This window comes from Prescottella agglutinans, assembly GCF_004011865.1.
Lineage (GTDB): Bacteria > Actinomycetota > Actinomycetes > Mycobacteriales > Mycobacteriaceae > Prescottella > Prescottella agglutinans.
Window position 1 is genome coordinate 369,101 of the sequence record NZ_RKLP01000001.1, and the last position, 23,303, is coordinate 392,403.

The following is a 23,303-nucleotide window of genomic DNA, read 5'->3' on the forward strand; positions in this document are numbered from 1 at the left end:
CGTGCCGGCAGAGGACGTCGTCGAAGGCGACATCGTGCGCCACCACCTCGAGAGCCACCCCGAACAGCGGATGCCCGGGTGACACTTCCACGGCGACTTCCTGTGCGATCCCGGAGTGCGAGACGTCGGATTCTTCACTGGGCCGCTCGGTCGCGCACCAACCTTCGGGCAACTCGGAGAGCTGCGACTCGGTCAGGGGCATGCTCAGCCCCGGACGAGGCGCGGCCGCGGCTGGCACTTGGGGCAGCTGTACGACGAGCGGTTCATGAACTTCTCCCGCCGGATCGGCGCCCCGCACCGCTGGCACGGCAGGTCCTCCTGCCCGTACGCGGCCAGCGACCGGTCGAAGTACCCGGACTGCCCGTTGACGTTGACGTACAGGGCGTCGAACGAGGTTCCGCCCTGCGCGAGGGCCTCCTGCATCACGGCCTCGACGGCGACCAGAAGCCTGTGCAGGCGCGGGCCGCTGAGCTTGTCGGTCGGCCGGTTGCCGTGAATCTCGGCGCGCCACAACGCTTCGTCGGCGTAGATGTTGCCCACTCCCGAGACCACGGTCTGGTCGAGGAGTGCGCGCTTGATCTCGGTCTGCTTGCCGCGCAGGACTTTCACGACCGCGTCGGGATCGAATCGCGGATCGAGGGGATCGCGCGCAATGTGCGCGACCGAGTCGGGCACGACCGTGCCGTCGACGGTGACGAGGTCCGCGAGGGCCCACCCGCCGAAGGTCCGCTGGTCGACGAAACGTAGGTCGGTACCCGAGTCGAGCCGCGCCCGGATCCGCAGGTGCTTCTCGTCGGCGACCGCCGGATCCTGCACGAGCATCTGCCCGCTCATCCCGAGGTGCACGACGAGCGCGACGTCGTCGGGTTCGAGAACGAGCCACAGATACTTGCCCCGACGCTCGGCGGACGCGATCGTCCGCCCCTCGAGCCGACGGGCCAGGTCGATCGAACCGGGAAGATGCCGACGCACCGCACGCGGATGCAGGACGTCGACCGTGTCGATCACACGGCCGACGACGTGCGCCTCGAGGCCGCGTCGGACGACCTCGACCTCGGGTAGCTCGGGCACGGGACGTCTCGCTTCGCCGGGGTCTTACTGCTCGACGACCGGCGCGTCGGCCTCGGTCACGGGCTCGGACGCCGCGGAGGCCTCCGACAGCGCGCTCCAGGCGGTGCTGGCGGCCTTCTGCTCGGCTTCCTTCTTGGAGCGGCCGACACCGACGCCCAGGGCGCTCCCGCCGACGAGAACCGTCGCGGTGAACTCCTTGTCGTGGTCGGGCCCGGTCGCGGTGATCTCGTACACGGGGACACCGACGCCACGCTCGGCGGTCAGTTCCTGGAGGCTGGTCTTCCAGTCCAGGCCGGCACCGAGCTTCGGGGCACGCGTGAGGAGATCGGCGAACAGATCGAGCACCACCGTGCGGGCGGTGTCGATGCCGTGCTGGAGGTGGATCGCACCGAGGAGCGACTCCATGCCGTCGGCGAGAATGCTGGGCTTGTCGCGCCCACCGGTCATCTCCTCGCCCTTGCCGAGCAACAGGTGGGCACCGAGCCCACCGGGACCGAGACCGCGAGCGACTTCGGCCAGCGCGTGCATGTTCACGATGCTGGCGCGGATCTTCGCGAGTTCACCTTCGGACTTCTCCGGGTGCGCGAGATACAGCCGTTCGGTGATGGTCAGGCCCAGAACCGAGTCACCGAGGAACTCGAGTCGCTCGTTGGTCGGCAACCCGCCGTGCTCGTACGCGTACGAGCGGTGGGTCAACGCGAGCGTCAGCAGATCCTCCGTGAGAGGTACGCCAAGGGCGGCGAGGAGCGATCCGTGATCTTCCTCGCCGCCGGCGTGTGCTGTATTGCTTTTTTTGCTGGTCACAGCGCGACTGAGCAGACTAGACCGCAGCGGTAACCTGACGGCCCTTGTAGGTGCCGCACGACGGGCACGCAACGTGGGGCAGCGTCTTCTCGCCGCAGCCACGGTTCGGGCAGGTGATGAGGGTGGGCGCAGTGGTCTTCCACTGGCTCCGCCGCGACCTCGTGTTGGACCGCGACATTCTGCGCTTGGGAACAGCCACGTCTACTTCTCCTCGTTGATCTTGCTGGCATCAGCAGTTGCATTGCTGGCGTCGGATCCTGCACCGAATTTGGCTGCGAGCCCAGCCCAGCGAGGATCCATTATTTCATGACCGTGCCCGGATTCCGCAATCGCCAGGCGAATGCCGCATTCGGGACACAATCCTTCACAGTCGTCGCTGCACAACGGCTGGAGCGGAAGCTCCAGTCCGACCGCATCGACGATCACCGGTTCGAGGTCGATCTCGTCGTCCACGATCCGGTAGATCTCGTCCTCCTCGGTGGTCTCCTCGGTGGCACTGTCCGGGTACGCGAACAGTTCCGTGAGGTGAAGGCTCACCGAGCCGTCGAACGGTTCGAGGCACCGCGAGCACTCGCCCACCGTGTCCGCACGAACGGATCCGGTCACGAGGACACCCTCGGACACGGCCTCGAGCCGAAGATCGAATTCCACGTCCGTGCCCTCTTCGATCGCGACGAGGTCGAGACCGATCCGGGAGGGAGCCGGGACAACCCGCGACACCGTACGCATCGAACCGGGACGCCGTCCCAGGGAGAGCGTGTCGAGCACGAAACCCTCGTCGCGCGTCGGGCGCGAGGACTTGTGGCGATGGGATGACACCGGAGTTCTCTTTCAGAAGACATGGAACGGGCAACCACTCCACGGTACGCGATGGAGTGGCCGGGACGGAAATCGGCAGCGACCGCTGCCGCGGCCTAACGCCGACGGTCGCCGTAGCCGGCGTCGTAGTCCGGAACGCCGGTGCCCGTCCGCAACTGCTGACGACCCCGGCCCACCGAGCGGATGGTGCCGTTCAGGAAGTCCTCGAACTCGGCGAGCTTGGTGTCGACGTACAGGTCGCACTCCGAACGCAGACGATCCGACTCGGCGTGGGCGGCGTCGATCACGCGCGCCGACTCCGCGTTGGCGGCCTGGACCACCTCGGCCTGCGACACCAGTCGCTCCTGCTCGGCGATACCGTCCGCGACGGACCGCTCGTACGACGCCTTGCCCGACTCGATCATCCGGTCCGACTCGGCGCGGGCGCGCGACGTCACCGCGTCGTACTCCCGCTGCCCGTCCGCGACGGTCGCGTCGGCTTCCGCGCGAGCGTCGTGAACCAACTGCTCGGCATGCGAGCGCGCCTCGGCGACCATCCGGTCGGCCTGCGCCTTGGCGTCGGCGAGGATGCGGTCGGCGTTCTCCCGCGAGTCGGTGATCGTCTCGTGCGCCTCCGCGTTCGCGCGCGAGACCGTCTGCTCCGCGTTCTGACGCGCGTCGCCCACCAGCTTGTCGCGGTGGTCGAGAACGTCCTGCGCATCGTCCAGCTCACCCGGAATCGCGTCCCGCACATCGTCGAGAAGCTCGAGGACGTCGCCACGCGGAACGACGCACCCGGCGGTCATCGGTACGCCCCGCGCCTCCTCGACTATCGCGACAAGCTCGTCGAGTGCCTCGAATACCCGGTACACGCACAACCCCAATCGTCAGTTGCCATCGTCGGTGCTGGCATCCAGTCTGCCCCAGTCACCCCGGCCTGGCCGTCGCCGCGGCCGGTGTGTCGGATCAGGCGTTCTCCGCGGCCCGTTCGGCGAGCCGCGCCGTCAGCCGCGCATGGACCTTCTCCGGCACCATGTCGGCGACGTCGCCGCCGAACGTCGCGACCTCCTTGACCAGCGAGCTCGACAGGAAGCTGTAGGTGGGGTTGGTGGGAATGAAGAGGGTGTCGACACCCGAGAGCTTCTGGTTCATCTGCGCCATCTGCAGCTCGTAGTCGAAGTCGTTGGCGCCGCGCAGGCCCTTCACGATGGCCGTGATCCCCTGCGACTTCGCGTAATCCACGAGCAGCCCGTGCCAGGCCGCGACCCGCACGTTGGACAGGTGGCTGGTGGCGTCCTCGAGCATCTCGATGCGCTCGTCGACGGTGAACAGACCGCGCTTGTTCTTGTTGATCATCACGGTGACGACGACCTCGTCGAACAGCGCCGCGGCGCGTCCGATCACGTCGAGGTGACCGTTGGTCACAGGGTCGAAGGATCCGGGGCAGACGGCGCCAGTCATGAGTCCAGACCGTAGCAGGTGGCGACCTCGATTCTGGTCTCGCCGTAGCGCTTGACGCGCTCGGCCCGCATGCCGTCGGGCCACGTCGTCTCGGGCGAGCGCGACGACCGTTCCACCACCACGACGGAGCCCTCCCCCACCCAGCCGTTCGCCAGGAGCGCGGTGAGCGCCGCGGTCACCGATTCCTCGGTGACCGCGTACGGCGGATCGGCCAGCACGACGTCGAATTCGCGTTCGGCGGCGGCGCCGACGACCGCCGCGACGGGTGCCGTGCGCACGCTCGCCCCGGGCAGGCCGACCGCCGTCACGTTCTGTTTGATGACGGCGGCGGCCTTGGCGTCGGATTCGACGAGCAGCACGTGTTCGGCGCCACGGGACAGGGCCTCGAGCCCGAGGGCGCCGGAACCTGCGTACAGGTCGAGCACTGCGGCGCCCTCGAGGTCGATGCGACTGTCGAGCGAGCTGAACAGGGCCTCGCGGACTCGGTCGGACGTCGGCCGGGTCCCGCTTGCGGGCACCTTCAAACGCCTGCCTCCGGCACGGCCGGCGACGATTCTTGTCACGCTGTAAGTCCTGTCACTCGCTGGTTCTCACTCGTTGCCGGCGGTCTCCCTCGTCGACACGACGGCCAGGAGATCGCCGCCCTCGACCTGCGAGGTACCGCCGATGGCAACGCGCGTGACGATACCGCTGCGCGGTGCTGTGATCGCCGCCTCCATCTTCATCGCCTCGATCGTCGCGACGGTGTCGCCGGCCGAGACGTGCTGGCCCTCGGTGACGACCAGCGTGACGACGCCGGCGAACGGTGCCGGGATGTGGGCCGGGTTGTTCTTGTCCGCCTTCTCGGCCGCCGGCACCTCGCTCGCGATCGACCGGTCCCGCACCGACACCGGCCGCAACTGACCGTTGAGGATGCACATCACCGTCCGGTAGCCGCGCTCGTCGGGCTCGGAGATCGCCTCGAGCCCGATGAGCAGCTCGACGCCCTTGCCGAGCTTGACCCGGTGCTCCTCGCTACGTCGCAGACCGTAGAAGAACTGGTTCGCCGACAGCTGGGAGGTGTCGCCGTACTTCTCCCGGTGCTCCTCGAATTCCCTTGTGGGTCCGGGGAACAGCAGTCGGTTGAGCGTGGCCTGACGTTCCTTGGCCGTACCCGAGAGTCCCTTCTCGTCCTCCACGGTCAGCGGCGTCTCCGGCTTGGCCGGGCCGCGGCCCTCGAGGGCCTTGCTGCGGAACGGCTCCGGCCAACCGCCGGCCGGGGTGCCCAGCTCGCCGCGCAGGAATCCGACGACGGAATCGGGGATGTCGAACTTGGCGGGATCCGCGGCGAATTCGTCGGCCGCGACGTCGGAGCCGACCATGTGCAGCGCGAGGTCGCCGACGACCTTGGACGACGGGGTGACCTTGACGAGGCGTCCGAGCATGCGGTCGGCGGCGGCGTACTTGGCCTCGACCTCCTCGAAGCGGTCACCGAGGCCGAGCGCGATGGCCTGCTGGCGCAGGTTCGACAGCTGACCGCCGGGGATCTCGTGCGTGTACACGCGTCCGGTCGGCGCGGGGATGCCGGACTCGAACGGCGCGTACACCTTTCGCAGCGCCTCCCAGTACGGCTCGAGGTCGCACACGGCCTGAAGGTCGATGCCGGTGTCGAACTCGCTGTGCGCGGCCGCCGCGACGATCGCCGACAGCGCCGGCTGGCTGGTGGTGCCGGCGAGCGGCGCCGCGGCACCGTCGACCGCGTCGGCACCGGCGTGCCACGCAGCCAGGTAGGTGGCGAGCTGGCCGCCGGGGGTGTCGTGGGTGTGCACGTGCACGGGCAGGTCGAAGTTGCTGCGCAGCGCCGAGACCAGCTTCGCGGCCGCGGGGGCCCGCAGCAGACCGGCCATGTCCTTGATCGCGAGGATGTGGGCACCGGCCTCGACGATCTCCTCCGCGAGGCGCAGGTAGTAGTCGAGGGTGTAGAGCTTCTCGTTCGGGTTGGCCAGGTCCCCGGTGTACGACATCGCGACCTCGGCGATCGTCGTGCCGGTCTCTCGGACCGCCTCGATCGCAGGACGCATCTGGTCGACGTTGTTGAGGGCGTCGAAGATACGGAAGATGTCGATACCCGTCGCCGCGGCCTCCTCGACGAACGCGCGGGTGACCTTCTCCGGGTACGGGGTGTAGCCGACGGTGTTGCGACCGCGGAGCAGCATCTGCAGGTTGATGTTCGGCACGGCCTCACGCAGCGCCGCCAGGCGGTACCACGGATCCTCGTGCAGGAAGCGCAGTGCCACGTCGTAGGTGGCGCCGCCCCACGCCTCGAGCGACAGCAACTCGGGGGTCATCCGGGCGACGTGGCCGGCGACGTCGAGCAGGCCCGACGTCCGCACGCGGGTCGCGAGCAGCGACTGGTGCGCGTCGCGGAACGTGGTGTCGGTGACGGCGAGCGCCTTCTGCTCGCGCAGCGCCTTCGCGAAGCCCTCGGGCCCGAGGGCGAGCAGCCGCTGCCGGGATCCGTCCGGCGGGGCGACGTCGAGATCGATCTTGGGCAGCTTGTCGTGCGGGTACACCGCCGTGGGCCGCTCGCCGTGCGGCTTGTTGACCGTCACGTCGGCGAGGTAGCTGAGGATCTTGGTGCCGCGGTCGGCCGAGCTGCGCAGCGTCAGCAACTCGGGACGCTGCTCGATGAACGACGTCGTCACGCGTCCCGCGCGGAAGTCGGCGTCGTCCAGAACCGCCTGCAGGAACGGGATGTTCGTGGCGACACCGCGGATGCGGAACTCGGTGACCGCGCGGCGGGCGCGGGCGACGGCCGCCTCGAGATCGCGCCCACGGCAGGTGAGCTTGACGAGCATCGAGTCGAAGTGGGCGCCCACCTCGGCGCCGAGGTTCGCACCGCCGTCGAGGCGCACACCGGCACCACCCGGGGTGCGGTACGCGGTGATCCGGCCGGTGTCGGGGCGGAAGCCGTTGGCCGGGTCCTCGGTGGTGATGCGGCACTGCAGCGCGGCGCCGCGGATCGTGATCGCGTCCTGCGACAGCCCGAGATCGGCCAGCGTCTCGCCCGATGCGATCCGCAGCTGCGCCTGCACCAGGTCGACGTCGGTGATCTCCTCGGTGACCGTGTGCTCCACCTGGATACGCGGGTTCATCTCGATGAAGACGTGGTTGCCGCGGGTGTCGAGAAGGAACTCGACCGTGCCCGCGCACCGGTAACCGATCTGCTTGGCGAACGCCACGGCGTCGGCGCAGATCCGGTCGCGCAGCGCCGGATCGAGATTCGGGGCGGGCGCGAGCTCGATCACCTTCTGGTGCCGGCGCTGCACCGAGCAGTCCCGCTCGAACAGGTGGATCACGTTGCCCTCGCCGTCGGCGAGGATCTGCACCTCGATGTGCCGCGGATCGACGACGGCCTGCTCGAGGAACACCGTCGGATCACCGAACGCGGACTCCGCCTCCCGCGAGGCCGCCTCGATCGACTCCCGCAGCGCCGACCGCTCGGCGACCCGGCGCATGCCGCGCCCGCCGCCACCCGCGACCGCCTTGACGAAGACGGGGAACTCCATGTCCTCGGCCGCTGCCAGCAGCGCCTCGACGTCCGAGGACGGCTCCGACGACGCCAGCACCGGCAGCCCGGCGGCCTTCGCCGCGGCGATCGCCCGCGCCTTGTTACCGGTCAGCTCGAGCACCTCGGCCGACGGGCCGACGAACGTGAGGCCCTTCGCCTCACAGGCCGCGGCCAGATCCGGGTTCTCCGACAGGAACCCGTAGCCGGGGTAGATCGCGTCGGCACCGGCCCGCTCGGCCGCCGAGACGATCTCCTCCACCGACAAATACGCGCGCACCGGATGTCCGACCTCACCGATCTGGTAGGACTCGTCGGCCTTGAGACGGTGCACCGAGTTGCGATCTTCGTACGGGAACACCGCAACCGTTCCGGCGCCCAGTTCGTAGGCGGCACGGAAGGCGCGGATCGCGATTTCGCCGCGGTTGGCGACGAGGACTTTGGTGAACATGGGAAGCAAAGTACCTTGCCGCGCACACCGCCGTGAGCGCAACGTCCCACGATGCGGAATGCTTCGCAACCTTCACAAACAGCCGCTCTGACATGCGAAATTGGCAAGTTTGCAAACCGGGGAAGAAGTGCCCTGCACAGACCGCCCGGAGCGGTTCGGAGCCGGTGCTTCGAGACCGATCCGGCGGCTCGTACCCGGCTAGGACTTCTCCAGGAATTCGATCTTCTCGGAGTCGAGCGCCGCGGCCACCATCGCCGCGAGCCCGGGATGCTCGGCCAGATCCGGATCGGTCTCGGTGACGCTGCGGGCGAACTCCTGCGCCGCCGCGATCACGTCCTCGTGCTCGAGCAGCGACAGCAGCCGGAGGGTCGTGGCACTGCCCGACTGCGCCGAGCCCAGGACGTCGCCCTCCCGGCGCTGCTGCAGATCCAGCTGCGCCAGTTCGAAACCGTCGTTGGTGCCCGCCACGGCGGTGAGCCGCTCGAACGCCGACGAGCCGGGCATCATGTCGGTGATCAGGATGCACAGCCCCTGGTGGCTGCCCCGGCCCACGCGGCCGCGGAGCTGGTGCAGCTGGCTCACCCCGAAGCGGTCCGCGTCGACGAGCACCATCACCGTGGCGTTCGGGACGTTCACACCCACCTCGACGACCGTGGTGCACACCACGACATCGATCGCCCCGGCCGTGAAGTCGCGCATCACCGCGTCCTTCTCGTCGGACGGCAGCCGGCCGTGCAGCAGGCCGAGCCGCAGATCGTGCATGGGACCCGACCGCAGTTCGTCGAACAGGTCGACCGCGGATTTCGTCTCCGGCGGCTCCTTGCCGGCCTTGATCAGTTCGGCATCGCTGTCGCCGTCGCCGATCCGCGAGCACACCACGTACGCCTGCCTGCCGGCCGCGACCTCCTCCCTGATCCGCTCCCAGGCCCGCGCGACCCACTGCGGGGTCTGACGGGCCGCGACGACCTTGCTCACGATCGGCGCGCGGCCCTGCGGCAACTGCCGCAGCGTCGACGTCTCCAGGTCGCCGAGCACCGTCATCGCGATCGTGCGCGGGATCGGGGTGGCGGTCATGACGAGCAGGTGCGGGCTCAGCCCCTCCTTGGCCCGATTGCGCAGCTCGTCGCGCTGTTCGACGCCGAACCGGTGCTGCTCGTCGACCACGACGAACCCGAGGTCGAAGAACTCCACGTTCTCCTGGATGAGCGCGTGCGTACCGATGACGATGCCGGCGTCTCCGGTCACGATGTCCAGGAGCGCGGCCCGCCGGGCCTTGGTCGACATCGACCCGGTCAGCAGCGTCACCTTCGTCGCCGGCTCCGCCGCCCCGAGTTCGCCGGCCGCGCCGAGCGGACCCAGCATCTCCCGCAACGAGCGGGCATGCTGCGCCGCGAGCACTTCCGTCGGCGCCAGGAGCGCGCACTGGTATCCGGCGTCGACCGCCTGCAGCATCGCCCGCAGCGCGACGATCGTCTTGCCGGAACCCACCTCGCCCTGCAACAGCCGGTTCATCGGGTGGGGTCGGGAGAGATCACTCGCGATCTCCTCTGCGACTTCCTTCTGGCCGTCCGTCAATTCGAACGGCAGCATCGCGTCGAATGCGGCGGCGATGCCGTCCGGCTTGGGCGTGCACTGCGGCGCCACCCGCACCGCGATGTCCCGCCGCCGCTTGGCGAGCACCAACTGCAGTGCAGCAGCCTCGTCGAAACGCAGCCGTTCCTGTGCCCGGCCGATGTCGTCCCGGGTGTCGGGCAGGTGCACCAGGCGCAGTGCCTCGTCCAGGCCGATCAGGCCGTGCTCGTCGCGCACCTCGGGCGGCAGCGGGTCGTCGACGGTGTCGAGTTGGTCGAGCACCTGCCGCACGCACCGCAGCAGGGTCCAGCTCTCGACCTCGCGGGTCGCCGGGTACAGCGGGATCAGTTCGCGGTCGAAGATCGACATGTCCACGCCGGCCCCCGAGTCCTGGGTGGCGCGGGCCATGCCGGCGAGCGCGCCCGCGCCCTGGACGTGCGCCATGGAGACGACGGGGTCCTCCCCCTCGGTCGGCTCCGGCAGGATCAGATAGCTCGGATGCGTCAGGCTCCACTTGCCGCGGAAGTACTTGACCGTGCCCGAGAACATGGCCCGGACACCCTTCCGTACCGCGTGCTTGACCTTGTGCGGGTTGAAGAACGTGACGTCGACGCTCTGCGACTCGGCGGCGAGCACCACCTTGAGCATCTGGCCTCGCCGGCTCTTCATGTTCACCACGTCGGCCTTGACGACCCGCGCGATGATCGTGACGTGCGAGCCCTCCTCGGGCTCCTTCTCGGTCAGCTCCCGCCCCTGCGCGGCATACCGGTGCGGGTAATGCCGCAGCAGGTCCTCGACCGTGTGGATGTCGAACGCGTCGACGAGCGCATCGGCCGTCTTCGCGCCCAGCAGGTGGTCGAGTCGGTCGTTCAGCGTCGCCATGTGAGCGGTCCCGTCACGCGTCCCGTCGATACTGTCGCCATCCATCCGCTCTCTACTCGACTCCGAACTGCAACAGGTCACGGCTCTGCCCGCCGCGATAGACCATCACCTCGACGCCCGGGTGCCGCGACGCGATGTACGCGGACAGGCGCTCCCCCAGATCGTCCGCAGCCTTCGCACCCAGCAGGATCGTCACCAGCTCGCCGCCGGCCCCCAGCACGAGGTCCACGAGACGGCACCCCGCCGCCGCGACGTCCGGTTCGATCACCACGACCTCGTGTCCGACGAGGCCCAGCCCGTCCCCCGGTTCGCAGGTCCCCACGTAGGTGAGCGCACGCTCGTCCGCGATCCGCAGCGATCCCCACCGGGTCGCGGCGGCGGCCTCCGACATCGAGAACGCGTCGTCCACCGCGATCCGGTCGGCGTCGTGCACGGCGATCGCGGACAGTGCCTGCACCGTCGACGAACTCGGCAGGAACACCACCTCGCGGTCGTCGGCGCGGGCCTGCGCGCCGACCGCGACCAGATCCTGCGCCGGCAGAGCGCCGTTGGGCAGCACCATCACCTCGCGCCGGCCGGTGCCCCGGATCGCCGCGAGCAACTGGGCGGGGGTGATCGCACCGTCGGACCGCAGCACGTGCGCACCCTCCTGCGCGAACAGTTCGGCCGCACCCTCGCCCTCGACCACCGACAGGACGGCCCGCGGCCCGCTCCCGGAGACCGCCGCGGTCCGCACCGCGTCGAGCACGAAGCAGGTGATCCGGACATCGGACAGCCGCCCGGCCGCGAGACCGGCCTCGACCGCCGCGCCCGCGTCCGCGCAGTGCACGTGGACCGACCAGGTGGCGGACGACTTCGCCGAGTCGTCGGAGTAGTCGCCGCCGTCGCTGACGATGACGACCGAGTCGCCCAGATCGCACAGGTGCGACCGCAGCGATGCGATGCGGTCCTCGTCGCTGTCCGCGACGAGGTACATCACCTCGTAGTCCTGACCGGACACCTCGTGGACGGTGTGCGGCGCCGCACAGACGTGACCCGATTCCGTCGTCGACTCCCCGCGCCGCGCCGGCACCGGCGCACGTTCGGGGGCACGACCGGTGACGACCTCGACGAGGGCGTCGAGGATCACGACCAGACCGCGACCGCCCGCGTCGACCACGCCGGCCGCCCCGAGCACGTCGAGTTGCGTCGGCGTTCGCAGCAGCGCCGTGGACGCCGCGTCGGCCGCCACCTGGACGAGGCCGACCAGCGATGTGTCCGGCGCGCTCGCATCGGCGGCGTCGGCTGCGGCGGCGAGGACCGTGACGATGGTTCCCTCCATCGGCACGCTCACCGCCTCGAGTGCCAGATCGGTCGCGTGCCGCAACGCCGACCGCAGGGTCGCGGCGTGGAGGACTTCGGTGTCCGAGGATTCGGCGATCCCGCGGGCGAAACCACGCAGCACCTGGGACAGGATCGCCCCCGAGTTCCCGCGGGCGCCCGACACCGCACCGCGCGCGAGCGCGTGGGCGACGACTGAGGCCGAGGACACCGAGTCCGCTAGACGCCCGCCGGCGGATCCCACCGACCGGACCGCGGAGCGCATGGTCGCCAGCAGATTCGTGCCGGTGTCGGCGTCCGGTACGGGAAAGACATTGAGGTCGTTGATCTCGTCGCAGTGCTTCTCGAGGCCGGCGACGCACGCGAGGGCCCACCGGTGCAGCGCCTGGCCGTCCACCGTCTCCGGGACCTCGAGCACTCGCCTGTCCTCTCCTGCGCCGACCTCGCACGACCACCGGGTCCGGCACCTCGGAGAGGTCCGCCGATCCCGGCCAGGCAAGCCTAGCGGGACACCCGGACAGCCCCCCGTTCCCGCACCGCGGCCGAAAGGTAGGGTCGGCGGGTCCTTCGGAGCGATCCAGGGGGCCCATTTCCGTCACCGGATCGGTGATTTGGCCAATCGAGGCGGAAGCGGTTACCCTTGCTGGGTTGCCTCGCACGAGTGGCTCTGCTGCGCGTGTTCGAAGGTAGTACAAGACAATGTTTGACTATCACAAGGAGTTCGCGACTATGGCTGCCGTCTGCGACGTTTGCGCCAAGGGCCCCGGCTTCGGTAAGTCGGTCTCGCACTCGCACCGGCGTACCAATCGTCGCTGGAACCCGAACATCCAGACCGTTCGTGCTCAGGTTGCCCCCGGCAACACCAAGAAGCTGAACGTCTGCACCTCCTGCCTGAAGGCCGGCAAGGTCGTCCGCGGCTGATACAGCCCACTCGGACAGTTCTCGACCGAACCCCCCGACACCGATGGTGTCGGGGGGTTTGGTCGTTTTCGTACCCGGTCCCCCGCGTCGTCGGGGACCGGGCCGCGTCGCGGTGGATGGGACCGAGGTTCCGAACCACTCGGCCCCGACGGCTACTGTGCTCACGTGACTGCAACTGATGCACCCAGCTATGTCCGGATCGAGGACGGCGTCCTGCGCGTGGCCGTGTCCACCGCCGCCAACGGAACCTCGCTCGACATCGACGGAATCACCCAGGCCACCGCGGCACTGCGCGAACTCGGCAGCGCAGTCGGGGCGGTACTGCTGGTCGGCGACGGCTCGAACTTCTGCGCCGGCGGCAACGTGCGGGCGTTCGCGTCCGCCGAGCGTCGCGGCGAGTTCGTCGGCGAGGTGGCCACCGCGTTCCACGAATTCGTCCGGGCCCTCGACGCGACCACCGTCCCCGTGGTCGCGGCCGTCCACGGCTGGGCGGCCGGCGCCGGCATGAGCATCGTGTGCCTGGCCGACATCGCGATCGGCGGCACCTCCACGAAGCTGCGGCCCGCCTACCCGTCGATCGGCTTCACCCCCGACGGCGGCATGTCCTGGACCCTGCCGCGCATCGTCGGCGCGTCCCGCGCCCGCGAGATCCTCCTCACCGACGCCGTCGTGGGTGGCGAGGAGGCCGTGCGACTGGGCCTGCTCAGCCGCCTCGTCGAGGACGACCAGGTGCAGGACGAGGCGCTGCGGGTCGCGCGCACCCTCGCGGCCGGCCCGACCGCCTCGTACGCGGGCATCAAGACGCTGTTCACGAGCAGCCGGGCCAACACGTTGTCGGAGCAGCTCGACGCCGAGACCGCGTCGATCTCCGCGGCCGCCGACGGCCCCACCGGCCGTGAGGGCGTCGACGCGTTCGTCGAGAAGCGCCGCCCCGACTTCTCGTCCGTCCGCAACGCGTAGTCGCGAACCACGGATCCCGGTCGCCCGTCAGGCCTCCACGGTCACGGCGACCGGGGTCCGGTCCGCGCGACAGTGCACCTTCGGCCAGTAACCGTCCATGAAGGCCTGCTCGAACAGTCCGTCGTCGTCGGTCAGATCGATCCCGAAGTCCCCCGAGTGGTAGACGGTGACGGCCTCCACGCCGAACCCGGCGACGAACCGCGCACGGTCCTCGTCGGTGTCGCTGTCGTCGCGCCCCCACTCCCAGAGGAAGCCGACGGCCGCATCGTGGACCGCCGGCAGATCCGCCAGGACGTCACGCACCCCCGGTAGCAACTCTTCGATCCGGGCGCGGCTCACACCGTCGAACAGCACCCCGACGGACCGACCGCCGAACGTGCCGGCCTCCGGAACCTCGGCCGTGTAGCCCATGACCGACGGCACCCGCACGACGATCTCCCCCAACACCGGATCGCGCAGCGGCGCATCCGGACCCGACACCTCCGCATCGGCGGCCGGAAGGTTCGAAGCGTCCAGGAAGGCCCGCTCGTCCTGCTCCTCGTAGTGCGGATTGTGCTGGGCCGGTACGAGGTACGGGACGACGGACAACTGTCCCGGTGACGCGACGAGGACCCGGCCGTCGTCCGCGTGCAGGTGCACGCGATTCGCCTCGTGGGTGACCGTCGCGACCCGGAACCTGCGGGGAACCGGGCGCGACCGCCTGCCGATCTCGAGGACCTGCCCGTCATCGGTGTCGAGGACGCGGACGGCTTCGGCAGGTGTGCTCATGATCGGCACTCTAACAACGAACCGAACGTCAGGGCAGGCGCCAATCCACCGGATCCGCACCGAGTTCCGCGAGCAGCGCGTTGGCGCGACTGAACGGCCGCGACCCGAAGAAGCCGCGCGACGCCGACAGCGGGGACGGGTGTGCCGATTCGACCGTCGGGACGTCGCCGAGCATCGGCTTGAGCGTGGCCGCGTCGCGGCCCCACAGGATCGCCACCATCGGCGTTCCCCGTTCGACGAGCGCGCGAATCGCCTGCTCCGTCACCGCTTCCCAGCCCTTGCGGCGGTGCGATCCGGCGTCCCCGGGAGCGACGGTGAGCACCCTGTTGAGCAGGAGCACGCCGTTCTCGGTCCAGGGCGTCAGGTCGCCGTTCGACGGTGTCGGGTAGCCGAGGTCCTGGGTGTACTCGGCGAAGATGTTGTTCAGGCTGCGCGGCACCGGCCGCACGTCCGGTGCGACCGAGAAGCTCAGTCCCACAGCGTGGCCCGGCGTCGGATAGGGATCCTGTCCGACGATGAGCACCCGCACGTCCTCGAACGGATGGGTGAAGGCGCGCAGGACGTTCTCCCCCGCCGGCAGGTACTGGCGCCCCGCCGCTATCTCTGCGCGCAGGAAGTCACCCATCTCGGTGATCCGGCCCTCGACAGGCGTGAGTGCCTTGGCCCACCCGGGATCGATCAGGTCGGCGAGAGGCCTGGCCGCCATCAGTCGAGCCTGCGCAGCGAGTCGCGGTAGTACGCGGCGTTCGCCTGGTACAGCTTGACGTTCAGGTCGAGGTGACCCTCCGGAACCTCGAATCCCTCGCGGACCTTCGCCGGCACCCCGAGCGCCATGCTGCGCGGCGGCACCTCGAACTTGAACGGGACCACCGCGCCCGCGCCGACGACCGACCCCGCACCGATGACGGACCCGTTGAGCACGACCGACCCGGACGCGATGAGGCAGTTGTCGCCGATCGTCGCGCCCTCGATGTGGGCGTTGTGGCCGACGACGCACCCGGCGCCGATGATCGTGGCGTCCATCGACGTGCAGTGGATGATCGTGCCGTCCTGGATGTTGGTGCCGGCGCCGACGCTGATGGTGCCGTAGTCGCCGCGCAGGACGGCCTGCGGCCAGACCGACGCGCCCGGACCGAGCGTGACCGCGCCGATGACGACGGCGTCGGGGTGGACGTAAGCGTCCGGCGCGATGTCCGGTTCGCGATCACCGAGTGCATAGATAGCCATGCCTGCAACCTATCCCGCGTCGAAGCTCTGCCAACCGCCGGAGGCCGTCCAGTCCCGCCCGTCCACGAGCACGGCCGAGGACTCAGGGTCGGCACCGCCGCCGGACACGACGTCACCGATCACCGTCCACCCGGTCGGGAGATCCACGTCCGGCGGGAAGGTCGCGGCCAGGGCGTGATCCTCGCCGCCGGTCAGGATCCACTGCCACGGGTCAGCGCCCACCCGCGCGGCGGCGGCCGCGAGCGCCGGGTCGAGCCCGATCCGGCTGCGGTCGACCCGGATCCGCACGGCCGACGCGTCCGCGATGTGACCCAGGTCGGCGACGAGGCCGTCCGAGATGTCGGTCATGGCGCGCGCGCCCGCCCGGGCCGCCTCGACGCCGGCACGGTACGGCGGGGTCGGCACTCGGTGGGCGTCCACCAGCGCGGCGTCCGACGCGTCGGACGCCCCGTCCGCGCCCGTGAGTCCGACCGAGAGCAGCGCGAGACCGGCGGCCGAACGCCCGAGCGCGCCCGCGACCGCGACGACGTCGCCGGCCCGCGCACCCGAGCGGAGCACCGGAGCCCGACCCTCGAGGTCGCCCAGCACCGTCACCGCCACCACCACGTGGTCGGACTGCACCAGGTCTCCACCGACGACACCGGCCCCGATCGCCTCCGCGGCAAGCCCGATGCCCTCCGAGATACCGGCCGCGACGGACGCCGGGGTGTCGGGCGGACACCCCAACGAAACCAGGAAGGCGGTCGGCCGGGCTCCCATCGCGGCGATGTCCGCGCCGTTCTGTGCCACCGCCTTTCGCCCGACCTGTTCGGGCGTCGACCAATCCAGCCGAAAGTGCCGACCCTCGACGAGCATGTCGGCCGACACCGCGACGCGACCGTCCGGGGCGCGCACCACCGCGGCGTCGTCGCCGGGTCCGAGGAGCGTCGTCGCCGGCTGGCTTCGGCCCGCGACGGCCCGACCGATCACCGCGAACTCGCCGAGTTCCGCGACGGTGCGATCGTCGTCGTCCTGCTTCGGTCGCGACGTGTCGATGGTCGTCCTCCAGTTTCGAGTCGAGGTCGTTTCGGATGATCGTCCCGTCCGGCGGTCCCAGGTCACACGTTGGGGTGCCGCGACTGCGGTACCTTTTAGTTTGCGGCCGGACATCCCGGTGCGGGACGCCGGCAGGCGTGTCGCGGGGAGTCCGCGGGAGCCCTCACGGACTTCCGCGACTCTACCGAGATGACGGCGCACGACGACGGGAAGGGATGGACCCGTGGTGCAGGCTTTCGTACTGATCCAGACAGAGGTCGGTAAGGCCGCCTCGGTCGCGGCGACACTCTCCCGGATACCGGGTGTCGACTCGGCCGAGGACGTGCTGGGACCGTACGACGTGATCGCCCGAGTGGGCGCACCCGTCGAATCGGGTCTGTCCGACGTCGTCGACGACATGAAGAAGGTTCAGGGCATCACCCGGATCCTGACCTGCCAGATCGCGGCGCCGGCCGCACCGACCGAGAACTGAGATGTCCGAACCCGAACACACCACAGCCGAACAGACCGACGACCATCAGGCAGAGAAGCGCCACCCAGCGCTGATCGCCACCGCGGTCGCGCTCCCGGTGGCCCTCGTCATCGGTGTGATCGCCGCCGCCGCGATCGCGAACCGCACGCCGGTGCAGGAGTCCGTGGGTCTCGGCCCGGTCGAGGCGCCGGCCGCCCAGTCCGCGGAGTGCACCGAACTCATGGGGAACCTGCCCGAGAACCTCGGCGACTACACCCGCGCCGAACTGCGGGACCCGGCACCGGAGGCGACCGCCGCGTGGCAGCCGACCGAGGGCGAACCCGTCGTCATGCGGTGCGGTCTGCCGCGACCCCCCGAGTTCAACCAGGCCTCGCCGCTCTCCGTCGTCGACGGCGTGCAGTGGTTCGAGATCTCCGGTGCCGCGCAGGGCATCGAGGCCAGCACCTGGTACGCGGTCGACCGCGGCGTGTACGTCGCGCTGACCGTGCCGAACGGGTCGGGCCCGACGCCGCTGCAGGACGCGTCCGCCGCGATCACCCAGGCGCTGCCGCAGCAGCCACTGGATCCGGCGCCTGTCCCCAACCCGTGAGGCCCGGGCTCCGGTCGTACCGGAGCCCGGCCCCGCGGGACCTACGTCAGCGCAGCCCGGTTCCCCGGGCGAGCGCGGTCTCGACGAGCGTCGAGACCAGATCCGCGTACTCGACGCCCACCGCCTGCCACATACGCGGGTACATCGAGATCGACGTGAATCCGGGCATCGTGTTGATCTCGTTGATCACCGGCCCCTGCGGGGTGACGAAGAAGTCCACCCGCGCCAGACCCTGGCAGTCCAGCGCACGGAACGCCCGGACGGCGAGTTCACGGATCTGCTCACTGATGTCGTCGTCGAGCTTGGCCGGGACGTCGAACTCGCAGACGTCGTCGAGGTACTTGGTGTCGAAGTCGTAGAACGCGGACTCGTCGCCGTCGGCGTCGGGCATGCGGATCTCGGCGACCACGCTCGCCCGCACGTCACCGTCCGGGAACTCGAGGACACCGCACTCGACCTCGCGTCCGACGATGCCGGACTCGATGATCACCTTGGGATCGTGCTTCCGGGCATGGGCCACCGCGTCGTCGAGCCGGTCCCAGTCCGCGACGCGCGTGATGCCGATCGATGATCCGCCGCGCGCGGGCTTCACGAACACCGGCAGCCCGAGGCGCTCCTTGTGCTCGTCGGTGAGGGTCGAGGTGCCGGGCCGCAGAACCACCTGGAAGCCCACCGGGAGACCCTCGGCCGCGAGGAGCTTCTTGGTGAACTCCTTGTCCATGCCCGCCGCGCTCGCCAGCACTCCGGGTCCGACGTACGGGACGCCGGCGAGTTCGAGGAGTCCCTGGATGGTGCCGTCCTCGCCGTACGCGCCGTGCAGGACCGGGAACACGACGTCCACCGACGCGAGAACCTCGCCCGCGCGGGCCTCGTCGAGCGCGACCAGCGCACCCGTGCGAGTGGGGTCTGCGGTGAGCGCCAGCGACGTCCCGTCCGCGTCGACGGTCGGCATGGACCGGTCGCGGATGGCCAGGGTGGCCGGGTCCGTCGACCCCAGCACCCAGGATCCGTCCGTCGTGATGCCGATCGGTACCACCTCGTAGCGCTCCGGGTCGAGGTTCCTCAGGACGCTGCCGGCGGATACACAGGACACGGAGTGCTCGTTGCTGCGGCCACCGAAGATGACGGCGACCCTGGTACGCGGATTGTTCACGCCCCAAACCGTACCGTCGACGGCACCGACTCACCGAACCGACCGAGCAGCCCGATCACCGGTCCGACCGTCACTCGGGCTTGACCCGGCGGCCGAGCAGCATGCCGACCGCGTCCCGGACCGCCAGCCCCTCGTGGCACACCTGGTGAACGGCTTCGGTGATGGGCATCTCGACGCCGTGCGCCGCCGCGAGCGCCCGCACCGAGGTGCACGACTTGACCCCCTCGGCGACCTGGCCCTGGGTGGCGGCCTGGGCGCTCTCGAGCGAGCCGCCGCGACCGAGTCGCTCACCGAACGAACGGTTGCGCGAGAGCGGTGACGTGCACGTCGCGACCAGATCGCCGACGCCGGCGAGTCCCGCCAGCGTCGCCGCGTTCGCGCCGAGGGCGACACCGAGTCGGATGATCTCGGCGAGACCACGCGTGATGAGGCTGGCGACCGTGTTCTCGCCCAGACCGATCCCCGACGCCATTCCGCACGCCAGCGCGATGACGTTCTTGCACGCACCGCCGACCTCGCACCCGATCACGTCGGTGTTCGTGTACGGACGGAAATAGCCTGTTGCACAGGACTTCTGGATCGCCATGGCGCGCGCCTCGTCGGTGCACGCCACCACGGTCGCGGCCGGCTGTTCCAGCGCGATCTCGCGGGCGAGGTTCGGCCCCGACAGCACCGCGACCCGCGACGGGTCGACCGAGGCGACCTGGGAGATCACCTCGCTCATCCGCAGCAGCGTCACGCTCTCGATGCCCTTGGCGAGGCTCAGCAGCGTCGCGTCCGGACCTATCGCCCCCGCCCAGCGCTCGAGGTTGCCGCGCAACGACTGCGACGGCACCGCCAGCACCACGAGATCGGCACCGGCGAGGGCCTCCTCGTGGTCGGCCGTCGCCGACACCGACGACGGCAACACGATCCCGGGCAGGTAGTCGGGGTTCTCGTGCCGCGCCACGACGGCGTCCGCCACCTCACTGCGCCTGGCCCACAACGTGACATCGGTACCCGCGTCCGCGAGCACCTTCGCGAACGCGGTCCCCCACGAACCCGCCCCCAACACCGCGGCCTTGCTCACGCCGCCCCCTCCGATCCGCGCTCACCACTCGTGTCGTTCACTGCCCACACCGTTCCGCCGCCGACCTGCCCGCTTCGCTGACTGCTCGGGAACACGATATCTCCCCGGGCGCTCCGGTCGCCGGTCGTCGGCCCGCTACGACACGGCTGGCAAGATTGCGCGTATGGAGGCGCAGCACCGATCGGAGCGAGCGGTGCACACCCATGTCCTGATCGCGGTCAAGGAACTGCGCCTCGCGAAGTCGCGGCTCGCCGAATCCCTGTCCGCCGCCGACCGCACCGATCTGGTGGCGGCGATGCTCCACGACACGCTCGCCACCCTCGTCGGCGCCGGCATCGGGACCGGACCGCGCTCGGGGATCACCGTGGTCACGCCCGATCCGGCCGTGGCCGCGATCGCGAACGAATACGGCGTGCGGCACTGGCCGGACCCCGCCCCGACGCACACCGGCCTGTCGGGGCTCAACGCCGCGCTCGTCGCCGCCGAAGCCGGACTGGACTCCGCTCCCGACGAAACCGATCTCGTCGCGCTGCAGGCGGATCTGCCCGCGCTCCGCGCCGACGAACTCCTCGATGCCCTCGCGACCGCCCGGCGGGCCGGGCGCGCAATCGTCGTGGACCACACGGGCACCGGAACCGCGGCACTCTTCGCGTGCGGGCCCGGCACCACCCTCGATCCACGGTTCGGATCCGATTCGGCCGCCCGCCACATCGCATCCGGCGCGCAGGCGCTCGACGGCGACTGGCCCGGTCTGCGCCAGGACGTCGACACCATCGCCGATCTCACCGCCGCCGCGCGACTCGGTCTCGGGCCGACGACGCTCGCGGTGCTCGAGCGCATCGCGTGTACATCCGGTGTCCAAGGTCCCCTGTTGCCGTGAACTGCCCGTGATCGATTGTCCTGCCTGCAATTCTCGAGGGATGATCGAAGTGTGAGCAACGGGAGAGCACTCGAGCGACGCACAGATTCCGACCGATCCCAGGAGAACCATCCCGGGACCGACCGGAAGGTTCCAGCGAGCAGCCTCGACGGCGGCCACTCGCCCAGCATTCCCACCGCGCCGCCGGCCGCGACCCCGACGGGGACGGAGGACGGCGGGCTACCCGTCGCCCGGTACCTGAACCGCGAACTGAGTTGGCTCGACTTCAACTCGCGTGTGCTCGCGCTGGCCGAGGACACGTCGCTGCCGCTGCTCGAGCGGGCGAAGTTCCTCGCGATCTTCGCGTCGAATCTGGACGAGTTCTACATGGTCCGGGTGGCGGGCCTCAAGCGTCGCGACGAAACCGGACTGTCCGTCCGATCCGCCGACGGGCTGTCGCCGCGTGAGCAGTTGGCGCTGATCGGATCCCGGACGCAGGAGATCTCGTCCAAGCACGCGCAGGTCTTCCTCGACTCCGTGCGCCCCGCGCTCGCCGCGGAGGGGATCTCGATCATCGGTTGGCCCGAACTCGACACCGAGGAACGTCGTCGGCTGTCGAACTACTTCCACGAGCAGGTCTTCCCGGTCCTGACACCGCTCGCCGTCGACCCGGCGCACCCGTTCCCGTACATCAGCGGGCTGAGCCTGAACCTCGCCGTGACGGTGAAGGACGCCACCACCGGGGGCGAACACTTCGCACGCGTGAAGGTCCCGGACAACGTCGACCGATTCGTACGCGTCACTCGTACCGGGGATTCCCCGGGCGCCATCCCCGCGTTCCTGCCGACCGAGGACCTCATCGCCGCGCACCTCGACGTACTGTTCCCCGGCATGGAAGTGGTGGAACACCACGCCTTCCGGGTCACCCGCAATGCCGACTTCGAGGTCGAGGAGGACCGTGACGAGGACCTCCTCCAGGCACTCGAACGCGAACTCGCCCGTCGCCGGTTCGGCTCCCCGGTCCGGCTCGAGGTGGCCGACGACATGACCGAGCACATGCTCGAACTGTTGCTGCGGGAACTCGACGTCGATCCAGGTGACGTCATCCAAGTTCCTGGGCTACTTGATCTTTCGTCGCTCTGGCAGGTGTACGGCGTCGACCGACCGAACCTCAAGGACGCACCGTTCGTCCCCGTGACCCACCCCGCGTTCGGTGAGCGGGAGACCCCGAAGAGCGTGTTCTCGACGTTGCGCGACGGCGACGTCCTCGTCCAGCACCCGTACGACTCGTTCTCGACGAGCGTGCAGCGGTTCATCGAGCAGGCCGCCGCCGACCCGCAGGTGCTGGCGATCAAGCAGACCCTGTACCGGACCTCCGGTGACTCACCTATCGTCAACGCGCTCGTCGCCGCCGCGGAGGCCGGCAAGCAGGTGGTCGCGCTCGTCGAGATCAAGGCGCGGTTCGACGAGCAGGCGAACATCAAGTGGGCGCGCAAGCTCGAACAGGCCGGCGTCCACGTCGTCTACGGCCTGGTCGGCCTGAAGACCCACTGCAAGACGTGTCTCGTGGTGCGCCGCGAGGGCTCGACGATCCGCCGCTACTGCCACATCGGCACCGGCAACTACAACCCGAAGACCGCGCGACTCTACGAGGACGTGGGCCTGCTGACCGCCGCACCCGAGATCGGCGCCGACCTGACGGACCTGTTCAACTCGCTCACCGGCTATTCGCGGAAGTCGCAGTACCGCAACCTGCTCGTCGCGCCGTATGGCGTGCGCGCCGGAATCATCGCCCGCATCGAGGCCGAGATCGAACACAGGAAGGCCGGACGCGAAGCGGGGATCCGGCTCAAGGCCAACGCGCTCGTCGACGAGCAGGTGATCGACGCGCTGTACCGGGCGTCGCGGGCAGGCGTGCCGGTCCAGGTCGTCGTCCGCGGCATCTGCGCCCTCAAGCCGGGTGTCCCGGGTCTGAGCGAGAACATCGAGGTGCGGTCCATCCTCGGCCGGTTCCTCGAGCACTCCCGGATCATGCATTTCCGCGCGGCGAACGAGTTCTGGATCGGCAGCGCGGACATGATGCACCGCAACCTCGATCGGCGCGTCGAGGTGATGGCACAGGTGAAGGATCCGCGCCTGACCCGCCAGCTCGACGAGATCTTCGAATCCGCACTCGATCCGACGACGCGGTGCTGGGTCCTGCAGGCCGACAGCAGTTGGCAGGCCTCGCCGGCCCGCGGCGAGAAGGTACGCGAGCACCAGGAGGAGATGATGCGTCGCCGACGGTCCGTCACCTCCTGACCGAACACCCCGCCCCACCGCCTGCCGAGAACCGCGAACCCGT

22 protein-coding genes are annotated in these 23,303 nt (G+C 69.8%); 6 read left to right on the top strand and 16 right to left on the bottom strand.

All coding sequences use genetic code 11. The annotated features are described in order from the left end of the window. Positions 1-204 precede the first annotated feature (204 nt). The 10 genes from mutM to EGT67_RS01755 form a co-directional block, all read right to left on the bottom strand. Positions 205-1,071 (bottom strand): bifunctional DNA-formamidopyrimidine glycosylase/DNA-(apurinic or apyrimidinic site) lyase, encoded by an 867-nt coding sequence (gene mutM, locus EGT67_RS01710; protein ID WP_127914302.1) that lies wholly within the window; start codon positions 1,069-1,071, stop codon positions 205-207. 24 nt (positions 1,072-1,095) lie between these two features. After that, entirely contained in the window at positions 1,096-1,875 is a 780-nt protein-coding gene (rnc, locus tag EGT67_RS01715; protein WP_127914303.1) for a ribonuclease III, read from the bottom strand. Positions 1,876-1,891: 16 nt separating this feature from the next. Further along, positions 1,892-2,074, bottom strand: coding sequence for a 50S ribosomal protein L32 (rpmF, locus tag EGT67_RS01720; protein WP_081880878.1), 183 nt, complete (start codon positions 2,072-2,074; stop codon positions 1,892-1,894). 2 nt (positions 2,075-2,076) lie between these two features. Next, positions 2,077-2,694 carry a YceD family protein gene (locus EGT67_RS01725; protein ID WP_241565847.1) on the bottom strand — a complete coding sequence of 206 codons (618 nt, stop codon included), beginning with the start codon at positions 2,692-2,694 and terminating at the stop codon, positions 2,077-2,079. Positions 2,695-2,789: 95 nt separating this feature from the next. Beyond that, positions 2,790-3,545: a DivIVA domain-containing protein gene (locus EGT67_RS01730; RefSeq protein ID WP_127914304.1), complete on the bottom strand. Its 756-nt coding sequence runs from the start codon at positions 3,543-3,545 to the stop codon at positions 2,790-2,792. Between the two features lie 94 nt (positions 3,546-3,639). Further along, complete coding sequence (coaD, locus tag EGT67_RS01735) at positions 3,640-4,134, bottom strand: pantetheine-phosphate adenylyltransferase (RefSeq protein WP_127914305.1); 495 nt, start codon at positions 4,132-4,134, stop codon at positions 3,640-3,642. Continuing rightward, positions 4,131-4,697 (bottom strand): 16S rRNA (guanine(966)-N(2))-methyltransferase RsmD, encoded by a 567-nt coding sequence (gene rsmD / locus EGT67_RS01740; RefSeq protein ID WP_127914306.1) that lies wholly within the window; start codon positions 4,695-4,697, stop codon positions 4,131-4,133. Before rsmD ends, coaD begins: the two co-directional genes overlap by 4 nt. A 27-nt stretch (positions 4,698-4,724) precedes the next feature. After that, positions 4,725-8,132 (bottom strand): pyruvate carboxylase, encoded by a 3,408-nt coding sequence (locus tag EGT67_RS01745; protein WP_127914307.1) that lies wholly within the window; start codon positions 8,130-8,132, stop codon positions 4,725-4,727. A gap of 198 nt (positions 8,133-8,330) precedes the next feature. Beyond that, a complete protein-coding gene (recG, locus tag EGT67_RS01750) occupies positions 8,331-10,586 on the bottom strand; it encodes an ATP-dependent DNA helicase RecG (protein WP_127914730.1) in 2,256 nt (751 codons plus the stop codon). A gap of 52 nt (positions 10,587-10,638) precedes the next feature. Beyond that, positions 10,639-12,324 carry a DAK2 domain-containing protein gene (locus tag EGT67_RS01755; RefSeq protein ID WP_164877458.1) on the bottom strand — a complete coding sequence of 562 codons (1,686 nt, stop codon included), beginning with the start codon at positions 12,322-12,324 and terminating at the stop codon, positions 10,639-10,641. A gap of 311 nt (positions 12,325-12,635) precedes the next feature. Here EGT67_RS01755 and rpmB point away from each other — a divergent pair, with 311 nt between their 5' ends. Continuing rightward, a complete protein-coding gene (gene rpmB, locus EGT67_RS01760) occupies positions 12,636-12,827 on the top strand; it encodes a 50S ribosomal protein L28 (protein ID WP_127914308.1) in 192 nt (63 codons plus the stop codon). A 165-nt stretch (positions 12,828-12,992) separates the two neighbouring features. Further along, positions 12,993-13,787, top strand: coding sequence for an enoyl-CoA hydratase/isomerase family protein (locus tag EGT67_RS01765; RefSeq protein WP_127914309.1), 795 nt, complete (start codon positions 12,993-12,995; stop codon positions 13,785-13,787). Positions 13,788-13,814: 27 nt separating this feature from the next. Here EGT67_RS01765 and EGT67_RS01770 read toward each other — a convergent pair whose 3' ends face one another. Genes EGT67_RS01770 through EGT67_RS01785 form a run of 4 tightly spaced genes read right to left on the bottom strand, consistent with a single transcriptional unit; the run spans position 13,815 to position 16,751 of the window. Beyond that, positions 13,815-14,555 (bottom strand): hypothetical protein, encoded by a 741-nt coding sequence (locus EGT67_RS01770; RefSeq protein ID WP_127914310.1) that lies wholly within the window; start codon positions 14,553-14,555, stop codon positions 13,815-13,817. Positions 14,556-14,583: 28 nt separating this feature from the next. Then, on the bottom strand, positions 14,584-15,261 hold the full coding sequence (locus tag EGT67_RS01775) for a uracil-DNA glycosylase (protein WP_127914311.1): 678 nt from the start codon (positions 15,259-15,261) through the stop codon (positions 14,584-14,586). Continuing rightward, positions 15,261-15,782, bottom strand: a complete 522-nt coding sequence (locus EGT67_RS01780; protein ID WP_127914312.1) for a gamma carbonic anhydrase family protein — start codon at positions 15,780-15,782, stop codon at positions 15,261-15,263. The genes EGT67_RS01775 and EGT67_RS01780 overlap by 1 nt, the downstream gene beginning before the upstream one ends. A 9-nt stretch (positions 15,783-15,791) precedes the next feature. Then, positions 15,792-16,751 carry a thiamine-phosphate kinase gene (locus tag EGT67_RS01785; RefSeq protein WP_241565848.1) on the bottom strand — a complete coding sequence of 320 codons (960 nt, stop codon included), beginning with the start codon at positions 16,749-16,751 and terminating at the stop codon, positions 15,792-15,794. Between the two features lie 289 nt (positions 16,752-17,040). On the opposite strand from EGT67_RS01785, the gene EGT67_RS01790 reads away from it, so the two are divergent. Continuing rightward, positions 17,041-17,289 (top strand): Lrp/AsnC ligand binding domain-containing protein, encoded by a 249-nt coding sequence (locus tag EGT67_RS01790; protein ID WP_127914314.1) that lies wholly within the window; start codon positions 17,041-17,043, stop codon positions 17,287-17,289. Position 17,290: 1 nt separating this feature from the next. After that, positions 17,291-17,878, top strand: a complete 588-nt coding sequence (locus EGT67_RS01795) for a DUF3515 domain-containing protein (RefSeq protein WP_127914315.1) — start codon at positions 17,291-17,293, stop codon at positions 17,876-17,878. 46 nt (positions 17,879-17,924) lie between these two features. Here the strand turns inward: EGT67_RS01795 and EGT67_RS01800 are convergent, their stop codons facing one another. Together EGT67_RS01800 and EGT67_RS01805 are read right to left on the bottom strand one after the other, a co-directional pair. Continuing rightward, positions 17,925-19,031 (bottom strand): D-alanine--D-alanine ligase family protein, encoded by a 1,107-nt coding sequence (locus tag EGT67_RS01800; protein WP_127914316.1) that lies wholly within the window; start codon positions 19,029-19,031, stop codon positions 17,925-17,927. A gap of 70 nt (positions 19,032-19,101) precedes the next feature. Next, entirely contained in the window at positions 19,102-20,100 is a 999-nt protein-coding gene (locus EGT67_RS01805) for an NAD(P)H-dependent glycerol-3-phosphate dehydrogenase (protein WP_127914317.1), read from the bottom strand. Between the two features lie 163 nt (positions 20,101-20,263). Here EGT67_RS01805 and cofC point away from each other — a divergent pair, with 163 nt between their 5' ends. Together cofC and EGT67_RS01815 are read left to right on the top strand one after the other, a co-directional pair. Further along, positions 20,264-20,980: a 2-phospho-L-lactate guanylyltransferase gene (cofC, locus tag EGT67_RS01810; protein ID WP_127914318.1), complete on the top strand. Its 717-nt coding sequence runs from the start codon at positions 20,264-20,266 to the stop codon at positions 20,978-20,980. Positions 20,981-21,031: 51 nt separating this feature from the next. Beyond that, a complete protein-coding gene (locus tag EGT67_RS01815; protein ID WP_127914319.1) occupies positions 21,032-23,260 on the top strand; it encodes an RNA degradosome polyphosphate kinase in 2,229 nt (742 codons plus the stop codon). Positions 23,261-23,303: the final 43 nt, after the last annotated feature.

Coding starts and splice junctions, on each gene's coding strand:
- coaD (WP_127914305.1), bottom strand. CDS start 4,134: ATGACTGGCGCCGTCTGCCCCGGATCCTTCGACCCTGTGACCAACGGT.
- EGT67_RS01745 (WP_127914307.1), bottom strand. CDS start 8,132: ATGTTCACCAAAGTCCTCGTCGCCAACCGCGGCGAAATCGCGATCCGC.
- recG (WP_127914730.1), bottom strand. CDS start 10,586: ATGGCGACGCTGAACGACCGACTCGACCACCTGCTGGGCGCGAAGACG.
- rpmB (WP_127914308.1), top strand. CDS start 12,636: ATGGCTGCCGTCTGCGACGTTTGCGCCAAGGGCCCCGGCTTCGGTAAG.
- EGT67_RS01770 (WP_127914310.1), bottom strand. CDS start 14,555: ATGAGCACACCTGCCGAAGCCGTCCGCGTCCTCGACACCGATGACGGG.
- EGT67_RS01775 (WP_127914311.1), bottom strand. CDS start 15,261: ATGGCGGCCAGGCCTCTCGCCGACCTGATCGATCCCGGGTGGGCCAAG.
- EGT67_RS01780 (WP_127914312.1), bottom strand. CDS start 15,782: ATGGCTATCTATGCACTCGGTGATCGCGAACCGGACATCGCGCCGGAC.
- EGT67_RS01795 (WP_127914315.1), top strand. CDS start 17,291: ATGTCCGAACCCGAACACACCACAGCCGAACAGACCGACGACCATCAG.
- cofC (WP_127914318.1), top strand. CDS start 20,264: ATGGAGGCGCAGCACCGATCGGAGCGAGCGGTGCACACCCATGTCCTG.